The 14,717-nt window shown below is 66.3% G+C and carries 14 protein-coding genes; 8 read left to right on the top strand and 6 right to left on the bottom strand.

The features are described from left to right. Positions 1-44 precede the first annotated feature (44 nt). Both OJF58_RS16325 and OJF58_RS16320 read left to right on the top strand, forming a co-directional pair. Positions 45-431: an OsmC family protein gene (locus OJF58_RS16325; RefSeq protein ID WP_300778777.1), complete on the top strand. Its 387-nt coding sequence runs from the start codon at positions 45-47 to the stop codon at positions 429-431. A 10-nt stretch (positions 432-441) separates the two neighbouring features. Then, complete coding sequence (locus OJF58_RS16320) at positions 442-1,395, top strand: LLM class F420-dependent oxidoreductase (RefSeq protein WP_300778776.1); 954 nt, start codon at positions 442-444, stop codon at positions 1,393-1,395. 9 nt (positions 1,396-1,404) lie between these two features. Here OJF58_RS16320 and OJF58_RS16315 read toward each other — a convergent pair whose 3' ends face one another. Both OJF58_RS16315 and OJF58_RS16310 read right to left on the bottom strand, forming a co-directional pair. Beyond that, positions 1,405-2,127, bottom strand: a complete 723-nt coding sequence (locus OJF58_RS16315; RefSeq protein WP_300778775.1) for a ribonuclease activity regulator RraA — start codon at positions 2,125-2,127, stop codon at positions 1,405-1,407. Positions 2,128-2,132: 5 nt separating this feature from the next. Further along, on the bottom strand, positions 2,133-2,855 hold the full coding sequence (locus tag OJF58_RS16310) for a hypothetical protein (RefSeq protein ID WP_300778774.1): 723 nt from the start codon (positions 2,853-2,855) through the stop codon (positions 2,133-2,135). 241 nt (positions 2,856-3,096) lie between these two features. On the opposite strand from OJF58_RS16310, the gene OJF58_RS16305 reads away from it, so the two are divergent. The 4 genes from OJF58_RS16305 to OJF58_RS16290 are packed head-to-tail and all read left to right on the top strand — an operon-like array spanning position 3,097 to position 7,718. Continuing rightward, entirely contained in the window at positions 3,097-4,260 is a 1,164-nt protein-coding gene (locus tag OJF58_RS16305) for an ABC transporter substrate-binding protein (RefSeq protein WP_300778773.1), read from the top strand. A 10-nt stretch (positions 4,261-4,270) separates the two neighbouring features. Then, on the top strand, positions 4,271-6,094 hold the full coding sequence (locus OJF58_RS16300; protein ID WP_300778772.1) for an ABC transporter permease: 1,824 nt from the start codon (positions 4,271-4,273) through the stop codon (positions 6,092-6,094). Beyond that, on the top strand, positions 6,091-6,963 hold the full coding sequence (locus OJF58_RS16295; protein ID WP_300778771.1) for an ABC transporter ATP-binding protein: 873 nt from the start codon (positions 6,091-6,093) through the stop codon (positions 6,961-6,963). The genes OJF58_RS16300 and OJF58_RS16295 overlap by 4 nt, the downstream gene beginning before the upstream one ends. Then, positions 6,960-7,718 (top strand): ABC transporter ATP-binding protein, encoded by a 759-nt coding sequence (locus tag OJF58_RS16290; protein WP_300778770.1) that lies wholly within the window; start codon positions 6,960-6,962, stop codon positions 7,716-7,718. Before OJF58_RS16295 ends, OJF58_RS16290 begins: the two co-directional genes overlap by 4 nt. A gap of 9 nt (positions 7,719-7,727) precedes the next feature. On the opposite strand, the gene OJF58_RS16285 is transcribed toward OJF58_RS16290, so the two are convergent. Next, entirely contained in the window at positions 7,728-8,231 is a 504-nt protein-coding gene (locus OJF58_RS16285) for a flavin reductase family protein (protein ID WP_300778769.1), read from the bottom strand. 198 nt (positions 8,232-8,429) lie between these two features. Here OJF58_RS16285 and OJF58_RS16280 point away from each other — a divergent pair, with 198 nt between their 5' ends. Both OJF58_RS16280 and OJF58_RS16275 read left to right on the top strand, forming a co-directional pair. Continuing rightward, complete coding sequence (locus OJF58_RS16280) at positions 8,430-9,512, top strand: hypothetical protein (protein ID WP_300778768.1); 1,083 nt, start codon at positions 8,430-8,432, stop codon at positions 9,510-9,512. Between the two features lie 50 nt (positions 9,513-9,562). Further along, on the top strand, positions 9,563-10,363 hold the full coding sequence (locus OJF58_RS16275; protein ID WP_300778767.1) for a WecB/TagA/CpsF family glycosyltransferase: 801 nt from the start codon (positions 9,563-9,565) through the stop codon (positions 10,361-10,363). Between the two features lie 3 nt (positions 10,364-10,366). Here OJF58_RS16275 and OJF58_RS16270 read toward each other — a convergent pair whose 3' ends face one another. From OJF58_RS16270 to OJF58_RS16260, 3 genes are all read right to left on the bottom strand, one after another. Further along, positions 10,367-11,566 carry a right-handed parallel beta-helix repeat-containing protein gene (locus OJF58_RS16270; RefSeq protein ID WP_300778766.1) on the bottom strand — a complete coding sequence of 400 codons (1,200 nt, stop codon included), beginning with the start codon at positions 11,564-11,566 and terminating at the stop codon, positions 10,367-10,369. Between the two features lie 251 nt (positions 11,567-11,817). After that, the gene (locus tag OJF58_RS16265; RefSeq protein ID WP_300778765.1) at positions 11,818-13,182 is read right to left on the bottom strand and encodes an O-antigen ligase family protein; all 1,365 of its coding nucleotides are present in this window, start codon (positions 13,180-13,182) and stop codon (positions 11,818-11,820) included. Positions 13,183-13,184: 2 nt separating this feature from the next. Next, on the bottom strand, positions 13,185-14,717 hold the full coding sequence (locus OJF58_RS16260; protein ID WP_300778764.1) for a hypothetical protein: 1,533 nt from the start codon (positions 14,715-14,717) through the stop codon (positions 13,185-13,187).

Here is a 14,717-nt window from a genome sequence, read left to right as displayed (position 1 = left end):
CGCTAGACTGGCCGCCGCGGCAAACTGACGGAGAGGACCGCGGCATGGCCCACGCGACGGCGAGCATCGGCACGACCAACTACGAAACGACCATCACGTCGGGTCGTCATCGGCTCAATGCCGACGAAGGACCCGCGCTGGGCGGCAAGGACTCTGGCCCGGGGCCGTACGACCTGCTGGCCTCGGCGCTGGGAGCCTGCACGGTGATCACGCTGCGCATGTATGCCGAGCGCAAGCACTGGCCGGTCGAGGCGGTCCATGCCGACGTGCATTTCGTGCGCGAGGGCGACAATCAGAGAATCGATCGCCGGCTGCGGATCGAAGGCAAGGTGGACGAGGAGCAAAGGAAGCGCATGGCCGAGATCGCCGAGCGCACGCCGGTCACGCTTACCTTGAAGCGCGGCCTCGAGATCCGCACCTCGCTGGCCTGAGGAGGAAACGATGCAGATCGGATTCAGCGCGCCCACCGCCGGCCCGCTCGCGAGTGCCGACAATCTGACGCGGCTCGCGACCGGTGCCGAGGACCTCGGCTATCACTACGCCACCTTCAGCGACCATGTCGTGATCCCGACCGACATCGAGGCGCGCTATCCCTACAGCGAGAGCGGCGAGTTCAGTACCGCGGGCAATGGCGAGCGCAACGAGCAGTTGATCGAGCTCGCCTTTGTCGCCGCCCGCACCTCCAGGCTCAGGCTCGTGACCTCGGTCATGGTGGTGCCCCACCGACCGGCCGTGCTGGCGGCCAAGCAGCTCGCGACCATCGACGTGCTGTCGGGCGGACGCCTGACGCTCGGCATCGGCGCCGGCTGGATGCGGGAGGAATTCGAGGCGATCGATGCACCCGATTTCGACCGGCGCGGCAAGGTCACAGACGAGTACGTGGCCGCTTTCCGCGAGCTCTGGACCAAGGAGCGACCGAAGTTCTCCGGCGAGTTCGTGCGCTTCGACAACGTCGTCTTCGCGCCCAAGCCCGCGCAGAAGGCGGGCATCCCGATCTGGGTGGGCGGCGAGTCGGGACCGGCACTGCGCCGCACCGCACGGCTGGGCGATGCCTGGTATCCCATCGGCAGCAATCCCGCCTTCCCGCTCGACAGCCTGGCGCGCTTCCAGGCGGGCGTCGAAAAGCTGCGCAGGCTCGCCGCCGAGGCGGGCCGCGATCCCCGGTCGATCGGACTTGCCTTCCGTTTCCCGCGCTACGGCGCGGCGCTGCCGGACAAGGCTGGCGACGGCGAGCGCCGTCTTTTCTCCGGTGCGGCTGCCGCCATCGCCGGCGACATCCGGGCGCTGGCGACGCTCGGCGTCGGCGCCATCGATCTCAGCTTCGGCGGCGATAGCGTCGCGGCGATGCTGGAAGAAATGAAACGCTTCACCGGCGAGGTGATGGCGAAGGTCTGACGCCTTCGCCTACTTCTTCTTGCCGCCCTTCTTCTTCCATTCCTCGTAGTCGCGCTTGGCCTCCTCGCTTGCCACCGGAAACAGGCCCTTGAGCGAACGGCCGCGCGCCACCTCGAGCTCGGCGAATTCCTCGTACTCGTAGTTCTTCACCGCCTCCTCGGCGACCGCCTCGACAATGTCGGGCGGGATCACGAGGACCGCATCGCGATCGCCGACGACGATGTCGCCGGGATAGACGGCGACGCCGCCACAGGCGATCGGAAGCTGCAGGTCGACCGGGCGGTGGGCGATCGGGCTGGGCGGCGACGAGGGCCTCCGGTGGTAGGCCGGCAATCCGGTCTTGAAGATGCCGTTGGTGTCGCGGAAGCCGCCGTCGGTGACGATGCCGGCCGCGCCGCGCGCCTTCAGCCGCCCGACATAGAGGTCGCCGGCGGACGCCGCCCGCGAATCGCCCCGCGAATCGATCATCAGCACGTGGCCCGGCGGGCATTCCTCCATCGCCTGCGGCTGGATCCGGGAGCGGTTGGTCGAGGTCGGGCCGTCCATGTCCTCGCGCGACGGAATGAAACGCATGGTGTAGGCGATACCCACCATGGCCGGCTGCTCGGGCCTGAGCGGCCAGACATCGAACAGGGTCATGCTGCGCAAGCCGCGACGGTTCAGGACGCCGGTGAGGGTCGAGGTGCCGACCCGCGCCAGCGCCGCGCGGAGATCCCTGGAAAGCTCGGCCATGTTTGCTACCCCTTCTTTTGCGTATAGGCGCCGCCGGAATTGGCGGCGCGGACCTCGGCGGCGGTCCGGGCCTTGCGGATCTGCACCAGGCGGCGCGCCTCGTCGTCGAGCATGGCGCGGGCATTCTTCAGCACCGCCTCGGCATGCTGCACGGGAAACTTCACCGCCCCGTTCTCGTCCATGTGAACGAGATCGCCCGGCGCCACGTCCATGCCGCCCACCGACACGGGAACGTTGACCGCCTGCACGGCCATTTCGCCGTGCCCGGCCGTCACGCCTCCCAGCAGGAGCTGGAACCTGAGCTTGCGGATCGCATCGACATCGCGCGACGGTCCGTTGGACAGGAGGCCGACACAGCCCACGGCCATCATCGAGCTCACCATCATCTCGCCGGCGAGCCCGGCCTTGTTGTGCAGCTCAGGCGGCCATTTCTGCTGGATCACGAGAACGGTCGGCTTCTTCATGGCGTCGAGCGCGTCGACCACATCCATGAAGCTCAGCCTGCCGGAGAAGTTGGGGTCGGGCAGGCCATAGACGCAGGTGACGGCATAGCCGATGGTGGCGCCCAGCTCGGGGTAGATGCAGCGGATGGAGGTATCCGTGTACCAGTTCTCGGTCCAGGGATTGTAAAGGCCGAGGCACAGCGGATTCTTCGGATAGGTCGCCACCACGTTGGTGATGGTGGGCGTGTCGATCTTGCGCAGCTCGGCAAAGAGATCATCGGTCATCAGGCGCGTATCCCTATCGGTTTCGTCCATCCCTTCTAGCGCAAGGCTTTTCCGCTTGCGCGCGAAAAGCTCGATCGTTGACGATGGTCTTTGCACAGATCTTGCTGCCACGGCGGCATGGCGGAAGAGGATGTGGTGGCGGTCGGCTGCTTTTCGACGCGAACATTCTCTTTCCCCACGCCGGTGCCGCTGACAGGTTCGCGGCCTCCTGTCCGTCACCAAGTCCTGCCGAGAGGCCTGCATGCTCACCCTCCCCCGTCGTCACCTGTTGGCCGGCGCCGCCGCGCTCGCTGGCCTCGCCATCGCGCCCGCAGGCACGCGAGCGGGTCCGGCCAAGGGCGATCCCGTCTATCTCGGCGTCAGCGGGCCGCTCACCGGGCCCAACGCCCAGTACGGCGCCCAGTGGAAGCAGGGCTTCGATCTCGCGCTCGACGAGATCAACGGGTCGGGTGGCATCGACGGCCGGCCGCTGGCCTATATCTTCGAGGACAGCCAGAGCGATCCTCGCCAGTCGGTCGCCGTCGCCCAGAAGTTCGTCGCCGACAAGCGGATCGTGGCCGAGCTGGGCGACTTCTCGAGCCCGGCCTCGATGGCCGCATCGCCGATCTACCAGCGCGCCAAGCTCGTGCAGTTCGGCTTCACCAACTCGCACCCCGATTTCACCAAGGGCGGCGACTACATGTGGAGCAACTCGGTCAGCCAGGCCGACGAGCAGCCGCTCAGCGCCGCGCTTGCCGTGAAGCGGCTCGGCCTGAAGCGGATCGCGGTGCTGCATCTCAACACCGACTGGGGCCGCACCAGCAAGGACATCTTCGTGAAGGCGGCCAAGGAGGACGGTGCGGAGGTGGTCGCCACCGAAGGCTACATGCCCGACGAGAAGGACTTCCGCTCCACCATCGTGCGGGTGCGAGACGCCAAGCCCGACGGGCTGATGCTGATCTCCTACTACTCCGATGCGGCACTGATCGCGCGCCAGCTCCAGCAGGTCGGAGTCAAGCTGCCGACAGTCGCGGCGAGCTCGGTCTATTCGCCCAAGTTCATCGAGCTGGGCGGCGACGCCGTCGAGGGCATCTTCACGGCGTCGCGTTATTTCCCGGACGATCCGCGGCCGGAGGTGCGCGCCTTCATCGCCAAGTTCAAGGCCAGGTACGACAAGGAGCCGGACGCCTTCAACGCCTATGCCTACGACACCATGATCCTGATGGCGCAGGTGATGCGCGAGTCGGGCACCGACCGCAAAGCGATCCACGACGGCCTCGCCAGAGTGAAGGACGTGCCGAGCGTCATCTTCGGCAAGGCGACGTTCGATCCCAACACGCGCCGGGTCCGCGGCGCGATGAATGTCGACCTTGTCGTCAAGAACGGCAGGTTCGCGATCTATGAGGGCGGGTCGGCCATCCGCTGAAGCCTGTCCCGTGTCCTCCTGGTTCGACTACACGCTGAACGGCATCATCATCGGCAACATCTATGCGTTGCTGGCGGTGGGGCTTGCCCTGATCTTCGGCGTCGCCCGCCTGATCAACTTCGCGCATGGCTCGGTCTATGTCGTCGGCGCCTATGCGGGCTTCGTGGCGGTGACGCAGTTCGGCACGCCGCTGCCGCTCACCATCCTGATCGCCGTGGCGGTGGGCGCGCTGCTGGGCCTCGGCATCGAACGGTTCGGCCTGAGACCGCTGCAGGGCTACGCCCATATCGCGCCGCTCCTGGCGACCATCGGCATCAGTTTCGTGCTCGATCAGCTCGTTCAGCTCACCTTCTCGCCCGATCCGCGCGCCGTGCCGAGCGAGCTCCTGCAGAGCCGCTTCCAGGTCGGCTCGGGCACGATCGGTGCGCTCGACATCCTGATCGCCGCCATCGGGCTCGCCAGCGCCGGCCTGCTCTACAGCTTCCTGCGCTTCACCAGGCTCGGCTGGGCGGTGCGCGCCACGGCGCAGGATCGCGACGCCGCGCAGCAGATGGGCGTCAACGTCGACGCGATTAACCGTACCGTCTTCGCCATCGCCTCCGGCCTCGGCGCCCTGAGCGGGCTGCTGGTCGGCATGTACTACAACTACATCGATCCCTCGATGAGCTTCCAGGCGACGCTGAAGGGCGTCGTCGCCCAGGTGGTGGGCGGCGTCGGCAACGTGCCGGGCGCCATCGCCGGCAGCCTGCTGCTGGGGCTGGTCGAGAGCTACGGCATCGCCCTGTTCGGCACCAGCTACCGCAATCTGTTCGCCTTCATCCTGCTGGTCGCCGTGCTGGTGCTGCGGCCCAACGGCCTGTTCGCCTCGGGGCGACAGACGCCGCCCGAGCCGATGACCGGCACCTTTATCGCCCCGAGCAGGCCGGTACGTGTCCCCCATCGCGTCCTGATCGCGCTCGCGCTGGCTGCGGCGCTGCTGCCGGTCGTGCTGCCCGATCCTTACGTCCTGCAGACGCTTACCAACGCCTGGCTCTATGGTCTGCTCGGCCTCAGCCTGACGCTGATCGCCGGAACGGTCGGCCTCATCTCGCTGGGCCACGCCGCACTGCTGGCGATCGGCGGCTATGCCTCCGCGCTGCTGTCGATCAATCTCGGAGTGCCGGTCGGCGTTTCCCTGCTCTGCGCCGGCCTGATCGCGGCGGCGATCGGCACGGCCCTCGTTTTCCCGTCCTTCCGCCTGCGCGGCCACTATCTTTCGATCGCCACGCTGGCGATCGGCGAGATCGTGTCGCTAGTGATCCTCAACTGGGAAGGCTTGACGCGCGGGCCGATCGGCATCTCGGGCATTCCGCCGCTTTCCATCTTCGGCATCGAGCTCGACAGCAACCGGTCGGTCTACTGGTTCGCACTCGCCGTCCTGGTCGTGCTGGCGGCGCTGCAATTGCGGCTGCTCGGCTCGCATCTCGGCCGCGTTTTGCGCGCCGTCCGCGACGACGACATCGCGGCGCGCTCCTATGGCATCGGCCTCGACCGCTACAAGGCACTCGCCTTCGCCGTCGGGAGCTTCGCCGCCGGCATCAGCGGCGGCATCACCTCGCACCTCTACTCGTACATCAACCACGAGACCTTCAACAGCCAGCTTTCCATCCTGGCCCTCACCATTGTCATCTTGGGCGGCATGGGCAATGTCGCGGGAGCGATCGTGGGCTCGGTGCTGCTGGTCGGCCTGCCGGAGGTTTTCCGCATTGCCGCCGAGTACCGCATGCTGATCTACGGCCTGGTGCTGTTGCTCCTGATCCGCTTCCGCCCGCAAGGGCTGCTGGGGACGGTATGAGCGCGCCCCTTCCCCTGCTCGAAGTGCGCGGCCTCACCCGGCGCTTCGGCGGCCTGACCGCCGTCGCGGGCGTCGATCTCGACCTTGCCGAGGGCGAGTTCGTGAGCATCATCGGCCCCAACGGCGCCGGCAAGACCACGCTGTTCAACCTGATGACCGGCCTCGACGATCCGGATGGTGGCGCCGTGCGCTTCATGGGTCGGGACATCACGCGGTTCTCGCCGGAGCGCCTGGCAGCGCTCGGCATCGCGCGCACCTTCCAGCATGGCCGCGTGTTCGCCAATCTCAGCGTGATGGACAATGTCCTGGTGGGCGCCCATGTGCGCTTCAAGGCAGTGCGGCCGCGCTGGCCTTTCCCGCTCGACCTCCTCTCGCCGTTCGCCGAGCTCGCTCTCGCGCTGATCCGTCCCGGGACCGTGGTGGCCGAGGAGAAGCGCATGCGCGAGAAGGCGCTGGAAATCCTGTCGCGCTTCGGCGAGCGCCTGCTGCCGCGCCTGGACCATCCGGCCTACAGCCTCTCCTATGCCAACCGGCGTCGCGTCGAGATCGGTCGCGCCCTGGCGCTGGGCCCGCGGCTGCTGTTGCTCGACGAGCCGACCGCCGGCATGAACCAGACCGAGACGGCCGAGATGCAGGCGCTGATCGGCGACCTCAAGCGGTCCGGCCTGTCGGTCCTGTTGATCGAGCACAAGCTCGACATGGTGATGCAACTCTCCGATCGCGTTGTGGTGATGGACGAAGGGTCTGTGATCGCCAACGGCCCGCCGGACGACGTGCGCAACGATCCCGCTGTGATCGAAGCCTATCTCGGCCATCGCCGCGACCGCGCGGCCAATCGGCCCGCCGTCTCGCAGGAAGCCGCCGAATGACCGCCGCCACAGCCATCGCGCCCAAGCCCGTCGAGCCGCTGCTGACGCTCGAAGGCATCAATACGTTCTACGGCCCGGTGCAGGTCCATTTCGACCTCGGCCTGACCGTCGGCCGCGGCCATATCGTCTGCCTGCTGGGCGGCAATGCCAGCGGCAAGTCGACGACGATGAAGATCATCCTGGGCCTGGTGAAACCTGCCTCCGGCATCGTGCGCCTCGGCGGCGAGCCGATCACCGGCCTGCCGACACCGCAGATCGTGCGCCGGGGCATCGGATCGGTGCCCGAAGCGCGCCGTCTGTTCGGCGAAATGACGGTCCGCGAGAACCTGCTGATGGGCGCCTTCGCCCGAAAAGACGAACGCGCCATCGGCCAGGACCTCGATCGAATCCTCGACCTCTTTCCCAAGCTCGCCGGGCGGCTGGGCCAGCGGGCCGGCACGCTGTCGGGCGGCGAGCAGCAGATGGTCGCGATGGCGCGGGCGCTGATGGGCCGGCCGAAGCTCATCTGCATGGACGAGCCCACCATGGGCCTGTCGCCGCTCTGGGTCGACCGTGTGCTCGACCTGATCGCCGCGATCAACCGCGAGGGCGCGACGGTCTTCATGGTCGAGCAGAACGCGAGCCTCGCGCTCGAGATCGCCCATCACGCCTATGTGCTGCAGACCGGGCGGATCGTGCTCGACGGCCCGGCCGCCGAGCTGCGATCCGATCCGCGTATCCGCGACGCCTATCTCGGCGGCCAGGACAGGGCCTGAGGCCTCGGGCTATCCGCCGTAGAAGACGGTGTCGCCGAGATCCTTCATTTCGAGGATCGCGGCATCGGGACGTCCGGTCGGCGGCTTCTGGAGATGGGCCTCCACCACCTCGCCGACCACGATGTGATGGTCGCCCTGCTCGACAATGCTCGTGACCCGGCATTCGACGGCGCCCGGGGCGTCGGTGAGGATAGGCGCCCCGGTCGTGCCGGTGCGATACGCCTGCCCGCTGATCTTGCCGTCGGCCACGCTGGCCGGCTTGAAGAAGGTGAAGGCGAGTCCCTTCTGGTCCTTGCCCAGCATGTTCAGGGCGAAGGTCTTGGCTGACTTCACGATCTGGTAGGCGCCCGAATCGGTTTTGACGCCGACCACGACCAGCGGCGGGGCAAAGGCCGACTGCGTCACCCAGTTCACCGTGGCCGCCGCGATCTTGTCCTTCCCGTCGGCGGCCGTCAGGACATAGATCCCGTAGGGGATCATGCGCAGGACCGTCTTCTTGGCGTCGTTGTCCATTCCTTCCTCCATGTCGATGCTTCGGCTGCGAGACGTCGCAAGTTAGCCGCCTTCCGTGCCGCGCGCATCTCGACGCTCCCGCCGGGGTTACCCCTCAAGAAGAGGTCCGCCGCTCCTTTTGAACGCAGCCGCAGCGAAGGCATGCGCCTAACATGCCCTCGGATCTTAAGCTTCGCGTCCGAAAGGGCGATATATGAAATGAAAGTGCGTACCGGCGACTGGGTCGAGGTGCGGAGCAAAGAGGAAATCCTCCGCACCCTCGACAAGGAAGGCCGCCTGGATGGGCTGCCCTTCATGCCGCAGATGTTCAACTACTGCGGGCAGCGATTCCGTGTCCAGGCGAACGCATACAAGACCTGCGATACGGTGAGCGGCGACTATGGCGGTCTCCATCTGCCGGATGCGGTGCATCTCGACATCCGATGCGATGGGCTTGCACATGGCGGCTGTCAGGCAGGCTGCCTGCTGTTCTGGAAGAATGCGTGGCTCAAGCCGATCGGCGATGCGGATGCCGCGCGCGCTTTGGCCCATTCGCGCGCCGATGATGGTTGCACCGAGGCGGACGTTCGGCAGGCGGTCCAACACCAGGGCACCGATGGCGAGACAATATACTCCTGCCAAGCCACCGAATTGCTGAACTATACGAGGCCGCTCAAGTGGTGGGATGCGCGGCAATATGTCGAGGCTTACACCTCGGGCAACAGAACGCTCCCGCAAGTCGGTCGCGGGCTCTGGTATCTCCTCTACTACTACGGAACGCTGGCCTTCAGCGAGCGATGGGGCCGGCCGGCCCGCTGGCTGTACAACAGGTTCCAGGCCGTCACGGGGGGCATTCCGTTTCCGCGCGCCGAGGGGAAGATTCCCGCGGGGCAGCTCACGCCCAGAGACGATCTGGACCTCAAGCCGGGCGATCTGGTGCGGGTCAAGAGCCACGAGGAGATTCGCGCCACGCTGGACACGCGGTTCTACAACCGGGGCCTCTATTTCGACGCCGAGCTCGTGCCCTACTGCGGCAAGGTCTTCCGCGTCGGTGCCCGGATCGAGCGCTTCGTCGACGAGCGCAGCGGGCGCATGCGGCGGATGAAGACGCCAGCCGTCATCCTGGACGGTGTCGTCTGCAAGTCACTCTACAGCGGCCGCCGGATGTTTTGTCCGCGCGCGATCCATCTGTGGTGCCGTGAGATCTGGCTCGAGCGCGTTTCCGTGGAAGCTTCCGTGCAGGCGCCTCAACCCACGCTGGCGGGTGGTTGCGCGACACCGCACAGGGAGGCCGCCGACTAGTGCAGGTCTGCAGGATGCGGCCGAGTTGCTTCGCGAAGACGTAGGTACCAATGACGCTTGCCAAGTCGGAAATGGGATTTCAGGCGCCGAGCTCGCCGCCTTCGATCGACGTGCTCGGCACCCCGGTTGCCTGCGCGACCTACGACAGCGCCCTCGAGAGGGTGAAGGCGCTCGCCAAGCAGGGCAGGCCGACGGCCGTCTGCCCTGCCAACACTCACATCATTGCCGAAGCGAGGCACGATCCCGGCTTCAGGAAGACCATCGACGCGTTCGACCTGGTCCTGCCCGACGGCATGCCGATCGTCTGGACCTTGAACGCTCGCGGCGCGCGGCTCGCCGACCGCGTCTACGGTCCGTACCTGATGCGGCATGTCATACGGAACACCCCCCGCCCATGGCGGCATTTCCTATTCGGCGACACGGAGGAGTGCCTGCTCGGACTGCAGCAGGCACTGCACCAGCTGCAGCCGGACATCGATATGGCCGGCATGCTCAGCCCCCCTTTCCGACCCTGGACCGAAGCGGACGAGCAAGGCTTCGCCGACACCATAAACGCCGCCCGGCCCGACTTCGTATGGGTGGCGTTGCCCGGCGTGCGCATGGAGCGCTGGATCATCGCCAATCAGGGACGCTATCGAGGGGGCGTCTTTCTCGCGGTCGGCGATGCGTTCACGCTGCTGAGCGGGCGCCAGCAGTTCGCCCCCAAGTGGATGCAACGGCTCGGACTCACCTGGTTCTATCGGCTTTGCAAGGACCCGCTTCGCCTGGGGCCGCGCTACCTCCGCTACAATTCCCTGTTCGTGTTCTACGTCATCCAGGCCGCGTTGAAGGACTTGCTGCGCCGGAAGTAGTCGTCAGAACAGGACCATGCGGCCACTGCCTTCGAGGCCCTTCCGCCGGAAGCCGTCCCAGTCGGTGACCTCCCGCCCCCAGACGAAGCGGCCCGCTCCGCTGCCGCGACGGACGCGGTAGGTATTGCCGTCGAACCGATTGTTGCCCTTGGCGATGATGTCGAAATTCGCGTCGCCGGGCATGGTGTCGGAGACCCCGCCGGCGCAGGGAGCGCCCTCGAACGTGATCTCGTTGTCATGGACGACGTTGTTGCGGGTCTTGTATTCCCTGCCGCTGTCCGACCGGCGGCCCTGGTCGATCAACACGATACCGCAGCCCCCCGCGTCGACCGTCAGCTTGTTGCCGGTCACCTCGACCCCCTCGGATGCCGCGACATCGATATCCGCGCCCCAGAACCAGCTCCTCTTTCCGCTTCCGTTGTGCCGCACGACGTTGTTGCGGATGACCGCGCGGAACGAGATCTCGTGGTGGATGCCCATGTACCGGTTGTTCTCGATCAGATTGTCCTCATAGAGGACGTTGTGGCAGTCGATGTCGCACCACAGCCCAGGACCGTTGTTGTCGTAGACGTGGTTGCGGCGGAACGTGACGCCGTCGCTCTCGGCGATCTTCACGCCGCCGGCTTCCCAGTCCGGGTCGAAGCCGTAGATATTGTTCGACCAGATGCGATTGTCCTCGATAAGCATGTTGTTGCCGTTGCCGCCGATTCCCATCTGACCGTTGTGATGGATGGCGCAATGTTGCACGCGGCTGCCGGGTCCGGCGCTGATGCCGGTGCCGCTGTTCAGGCGCACCTCGCAGTTCTCGATGATCCAGCCGGTGCCCTCGCGCGCGTCGATGGCGCCGTCCTGCGCGGCATTCCTGTACTTTTCGACCGTGATGTTGCCGATCGTGACGTCCGCAGCCGGACCTTTGAAGGCGAACGGGGCCGCCGTCGCCTCGACCCGGCGGTCGGTCGGATCGTCGGCGAGATAGATCTTTCCGCCGTCATAGTCGATGTAGAACTGGCCCTTCCCGACCGCGCGCTTGCTGGCTGCCTTGATGAGCGGCCGATCGTCGATGAACAGAATCTGGGGCCGGTCGCAGGTCGGCGCACTCGGCAGGCATTCGCCGTGCGCCGCGGTCGGCTGGAACGGGTTGGTCGCCACCCAGTAGCGCTGCTCGCGCCGGAAGCCGCTCACGGGACGGCTGCCATCAAGCACCGTACGGCCTTCGCCGAAGAAGCGCTGTCCCGTTCGGGGCCGAATCGACTGCGCCCTGTGAATCCCGTTCTTCAGGCAGAACACAGCGCCATCGCCGGCGCGATCCACCGCCGCCTGAATCGAGGCGCCGGGCTCGATGGCGATCGCTCCAGCCGGGCACGGCGCTTCACCGGCCCACGCCACTGACGGCCCACCCGCAATCAGAAGGGCAAAGGCCAGCAGCAAGCAAATCCATGTCGTCCTGCTTTCCGTCATTGGTCCGGACTCGGCTCTTCGGCGGCGACATGGCTTCGATAGACCATCACCGATGCGATGCCCAAGCCGAACAGGCACCAGAACCAGATGCCCTGCATCGGTCCTTCGAGCACGACGTCGAACGACGCGTTGATGATGATGGACAGAACATAGCAACTGACGAACAGGAAGAGGCCGACCCACTGCTCGTGCCCCCGGGATCGGGCAGCGAAGATCGCCCTGAGCATCATGACGCCCCAGGAAACGAGCAGAAGCAACCACAGCGCGAGGCCTGGCATGCCGGTCCGGGCCAAAAGGTTCAGGTGCGCACTATGCGGGCTGCGCGACGGCGGCGGGGGACGGGGATCGCTGGGATCGGGCGGCGTCTCGAAGCCGTCGGCCCGCGCCAGATCTACCCCGAAACCCCTGCCCGTCCAGAAGTTCGAGCCATGGAACGTCTTCTCGATGATGACGTCCCACCAGTCGAGGCGCCACTGTTTCGTCCCCCTAAGTTGTTCTCCACCTTCGCCGAAGATGCCCTTGATATTGTCCACGACTTGGTGCGCGCTCACCGGCCGCTCGCTCGACTCTTCGGCTTCGTGAAAGTGGGAATAGGTGGCCTCGAGCGTGTACGCCACGCCGATCAGGGCGACGACGGTGGCGGCGGCCGCCAGCATCAGCCGCAGGCGACCGAGCACAAGCATCGCAAGCACGACCGGCACGAAGACCGAAAGCAGGGCGCCGCGATTGATCGTCCCGACAAGCGAGAACAGGGCGAGCCAGGTCGCGAGCCAGAGCGGTGACGCCTTCCGGTAGCCGGCCAGGACGAAGACCGCGGCGCCAGCCAGATGCATCCCCACGGCGGTCGCCTGGATGTCCAGGATCGGGATGTTCGGCCCGTAGAAGCTCGGTATGTAGTCCTGCCAAAATCGCGTGGCGGCATATCCGACCAGCATTATGGGAAACGTCCCGACGAAGAAGCTGTAGTAGCGGACCACGACATCGATGCGGCGCGCGTCCTCAAGCAGAAGCCCGATAACGATGAAGGCGAAGCCGCCATAGAGCACGAGGACGCTGTCGCGCAGCGCATCGACGCCATATACGTCCAGGAACGGCACTGTCCGGGCAACGGCCCAGATCATCAGTACGGCGAGAACGAGGCTCGGCAGCGTGGCGAGCATGGCAAGGCAGGCGCCCGACCTCGCCAGGACGAGGACCCCGATGAGGTAGGCGATCTCCCCTATGTAGAGGGGAGGTAGACCGATATAGGCGAAACCCTTCCCCATCAGGGCATAGCCCAGCAGCACGGCGGCCAGCAGCCCCAGATATCGATCGCCGACAGTCGGCACGCGTCGCGACTCGTATTCGAGCGTGCTCAACATGGTCATTCCGGCCCGGAGGCCCCTCTGCCAATCGGGCGGTCACCGTCGACCGCCGCATGGGATTCGTCCCGCCTGATCAACCAGGCCATCGAGATGGCCGCGCCGACCATCCGCACCAGACTGGCCGCCAGCAGGGCGAGACAGGCGCCCGTCACGCCCAATGGTCCGATAAGCAGCACGGCCAGCGCCAGGACGGTCGCCACCGACACGACATTGACGAGGAAGGCGGGCTTGCCGGCCTGAACGCCGAGCAGCGTCTTGCTGATCATCTCGGCGACATAGTCGAGCACGCCGGCAACCATGAGAAGCTGCAGGCAAAGCGCGACCGCAAGATAGGGCGAGGAGGGACCGTAGGCCGCCCGCAGGAGGGAATGCGGAAGCAGCACGCCGGCGAAGCATATGACCAGGATCGGGGCCAGGCCGAAAAGCAGGTAACCAGATGCCGCGCGGACCGCGCCCCGAATGCCGGCGGACCGATGTGCATGGGCGGCAATCTGCGGCACCGCGTTTCCCATGCCCAGAACGACGGGGTTCATCATGTTGGCGATGTTGAAGCTGGCCTGCAGCGATGCCGTCGACGCAGTGCCCGACAGTGTCGCCAGCAGCCACGGAAGGAGCTGCACGCGCAGCAACTGGAGCAGATAGACGACGAGCGACCACTTGCCCACCGAGAAGTAGTCGAGGATCAACCGGCCGATCCCGGCGGACCTCGGCCAGGCAAAGCGCAGCTTCGAGGCATGCACGGCCGCGCCAAAAGCGAACGCCGCGGACATGGCATAGAGGGTGGTCGACAGCGTGACCGTCGTGAGACGCAGCAGTACCAGGACCAGGATCGCCTGTCCGACATAGGCGATGGCGTCGCCCGGCATCGCCTCGCGATATCGGAATTCGGCCAGCAGGCAGCGCCGCGCGGTCTCCTGCGCCTGCCAGCAGAGGTAGCAGAGACAGGCCGGCAGCAGGAGATCGATGGCGCCCAGCAATGCGACCCCCAGCCCCATCACGGTGACGAGGACGAGGCTGAGGGCTGCGGCAAGCAGGACCGTGAATCCGAGCAGTCCGGCATGGTCCTGCTCCTTGGCGACGGGCAGACGCAACGACAGCGGATAGGAGATCATCGCATAGTCGACCACCCGCAGGATGAAGATGGCTCCGAGGAAGAGCGCGAACTTGCCGTACTCGTCCTGTCCGAGCGCCCGGGCGAGCAGGACGTTGAGTACGAAGTTGCCGGCGCTCACGGTGCACTGGTCGAAAAGGGTCCAGGAGGCACGATCGACGACACGCCTGACGCTCGTCGACATGCCGTTGGCGATTTTCGCCCCCGACCAGGCGATGCGACGCGCGACGCCGCCGATCTTCTCGCGGGCTCGGTCTTCCGTCGCGGCCCGCGCCAAGGCACGCGGAGGTCGCCTCTCCTCGCCGAACTTGAGGACGCTCATCCTTAACTGAATACATCGATCGGAGCATGGCGCGGGCGGCGCTTTGGACGGCAGCCGCCCCTCAAGTCGGAGTAGCCCGAAAGAGGTACCGACAAGCAC

The sequence above is a fragment of the Enhydrobacter sp. genome (genome assembly GCF_030246845.1).
Lineage (GTDB): Bacteria > Pseudomonadota > Alphaproteobacteria > Reyranellales > Reyranellaceae > Reyranella.
The sequence above is the reverse complement of the archived record's forward strand: the minus strand, read 5'-3'. Positions and strand labels throughout refer to the sequence as shown.

What these genes read in the sequence shown, in the direction of transcription:
- OJF58_RS16325 (WP_300778777.1), top strand. Translation starts at nt 45, where the DNA reads ATGGCCCACGCGACGGCGAGCATCGGCACGACCAACTACGAAACGACC.
- OJF58_RS16280 (WP_300778768.1), top strand. Translation starts at nt 8,430, where the DNA reads ATGAAAGTGCGTACCGGCGACTGGGTCGAGGTGCGGAGCAAAGAGGAA.
- OJF58_RS16305 (WP_300778773.1), top strand. Translation starts at nt 3,097, where the DNA reads ATGCTCACCCTCCCCCGTCGTCACCTGTTGGCCGGCGCCGCCGCGCTC.
- OJF58_RS16320 (WP_300778776.1), top strand. Translation starts at nt 442, where the DNA reads ATGCAGATCGGATTCAGCGCGCCCACCGCCGGCCCGCTCGCGAGTGCC.
- OJF58_RS16295 (WP_300778771.1), top strand. Translation starts at nt 6,091, where the DNA reads ATGAGCGCGCCCCTTCCCCTGCTCGAAGTGCGCGGCCTCACCCGGCGC.
- OJF58_RS16265 (WP_300778765.1), bottom strand. Translation starts at nt 13,182, where the DNA reads ATGTTGAGCACGCTCGAATACGAGTCGCGACGCGTGCCGACTGTCGGC.
- OJF58_RS16315 (WP_300778775.1), bottom strand. Translation starts at nt 2,127, where the DNA reads ATGGCCGAGCTTTCCAGGGATCTCCGCGCGGCGCTGGCGCGGGTCGGC.
- OJF58_RS16310 (WP_300778774.1), bottom strand. Translation starts at nt 2,855, where the DNA reads ATGACCGATGATCTCTTTGCCGAGCTGCGCAAGATCGACACGCCCACC.
- OJF58_RS16275 (WP_300778767.1), top strand. Translation starts at nt 9,563, where the DNA reads ATGACGCTTGCCAAGTCGGAAATGGGATTTCAGGCGCCGAGCTCGCCG.
- OJF58_RS16285 (WP_300778769.1), bottom strand. Translation starts at nt 8,231, where the DNA reads ATGGACAACGACGCCAAGAAGACGGTCCTGCGCATGATCCCCTACGGG.
- OJF58_RS16290 (WP_300778770.1), top strand. Translation starts at nt 6,960, where the DNA reads ATGACCGCCGCCACAGCCATCGCGCCCAAGCCCGTCGAGCCGCTGCTG.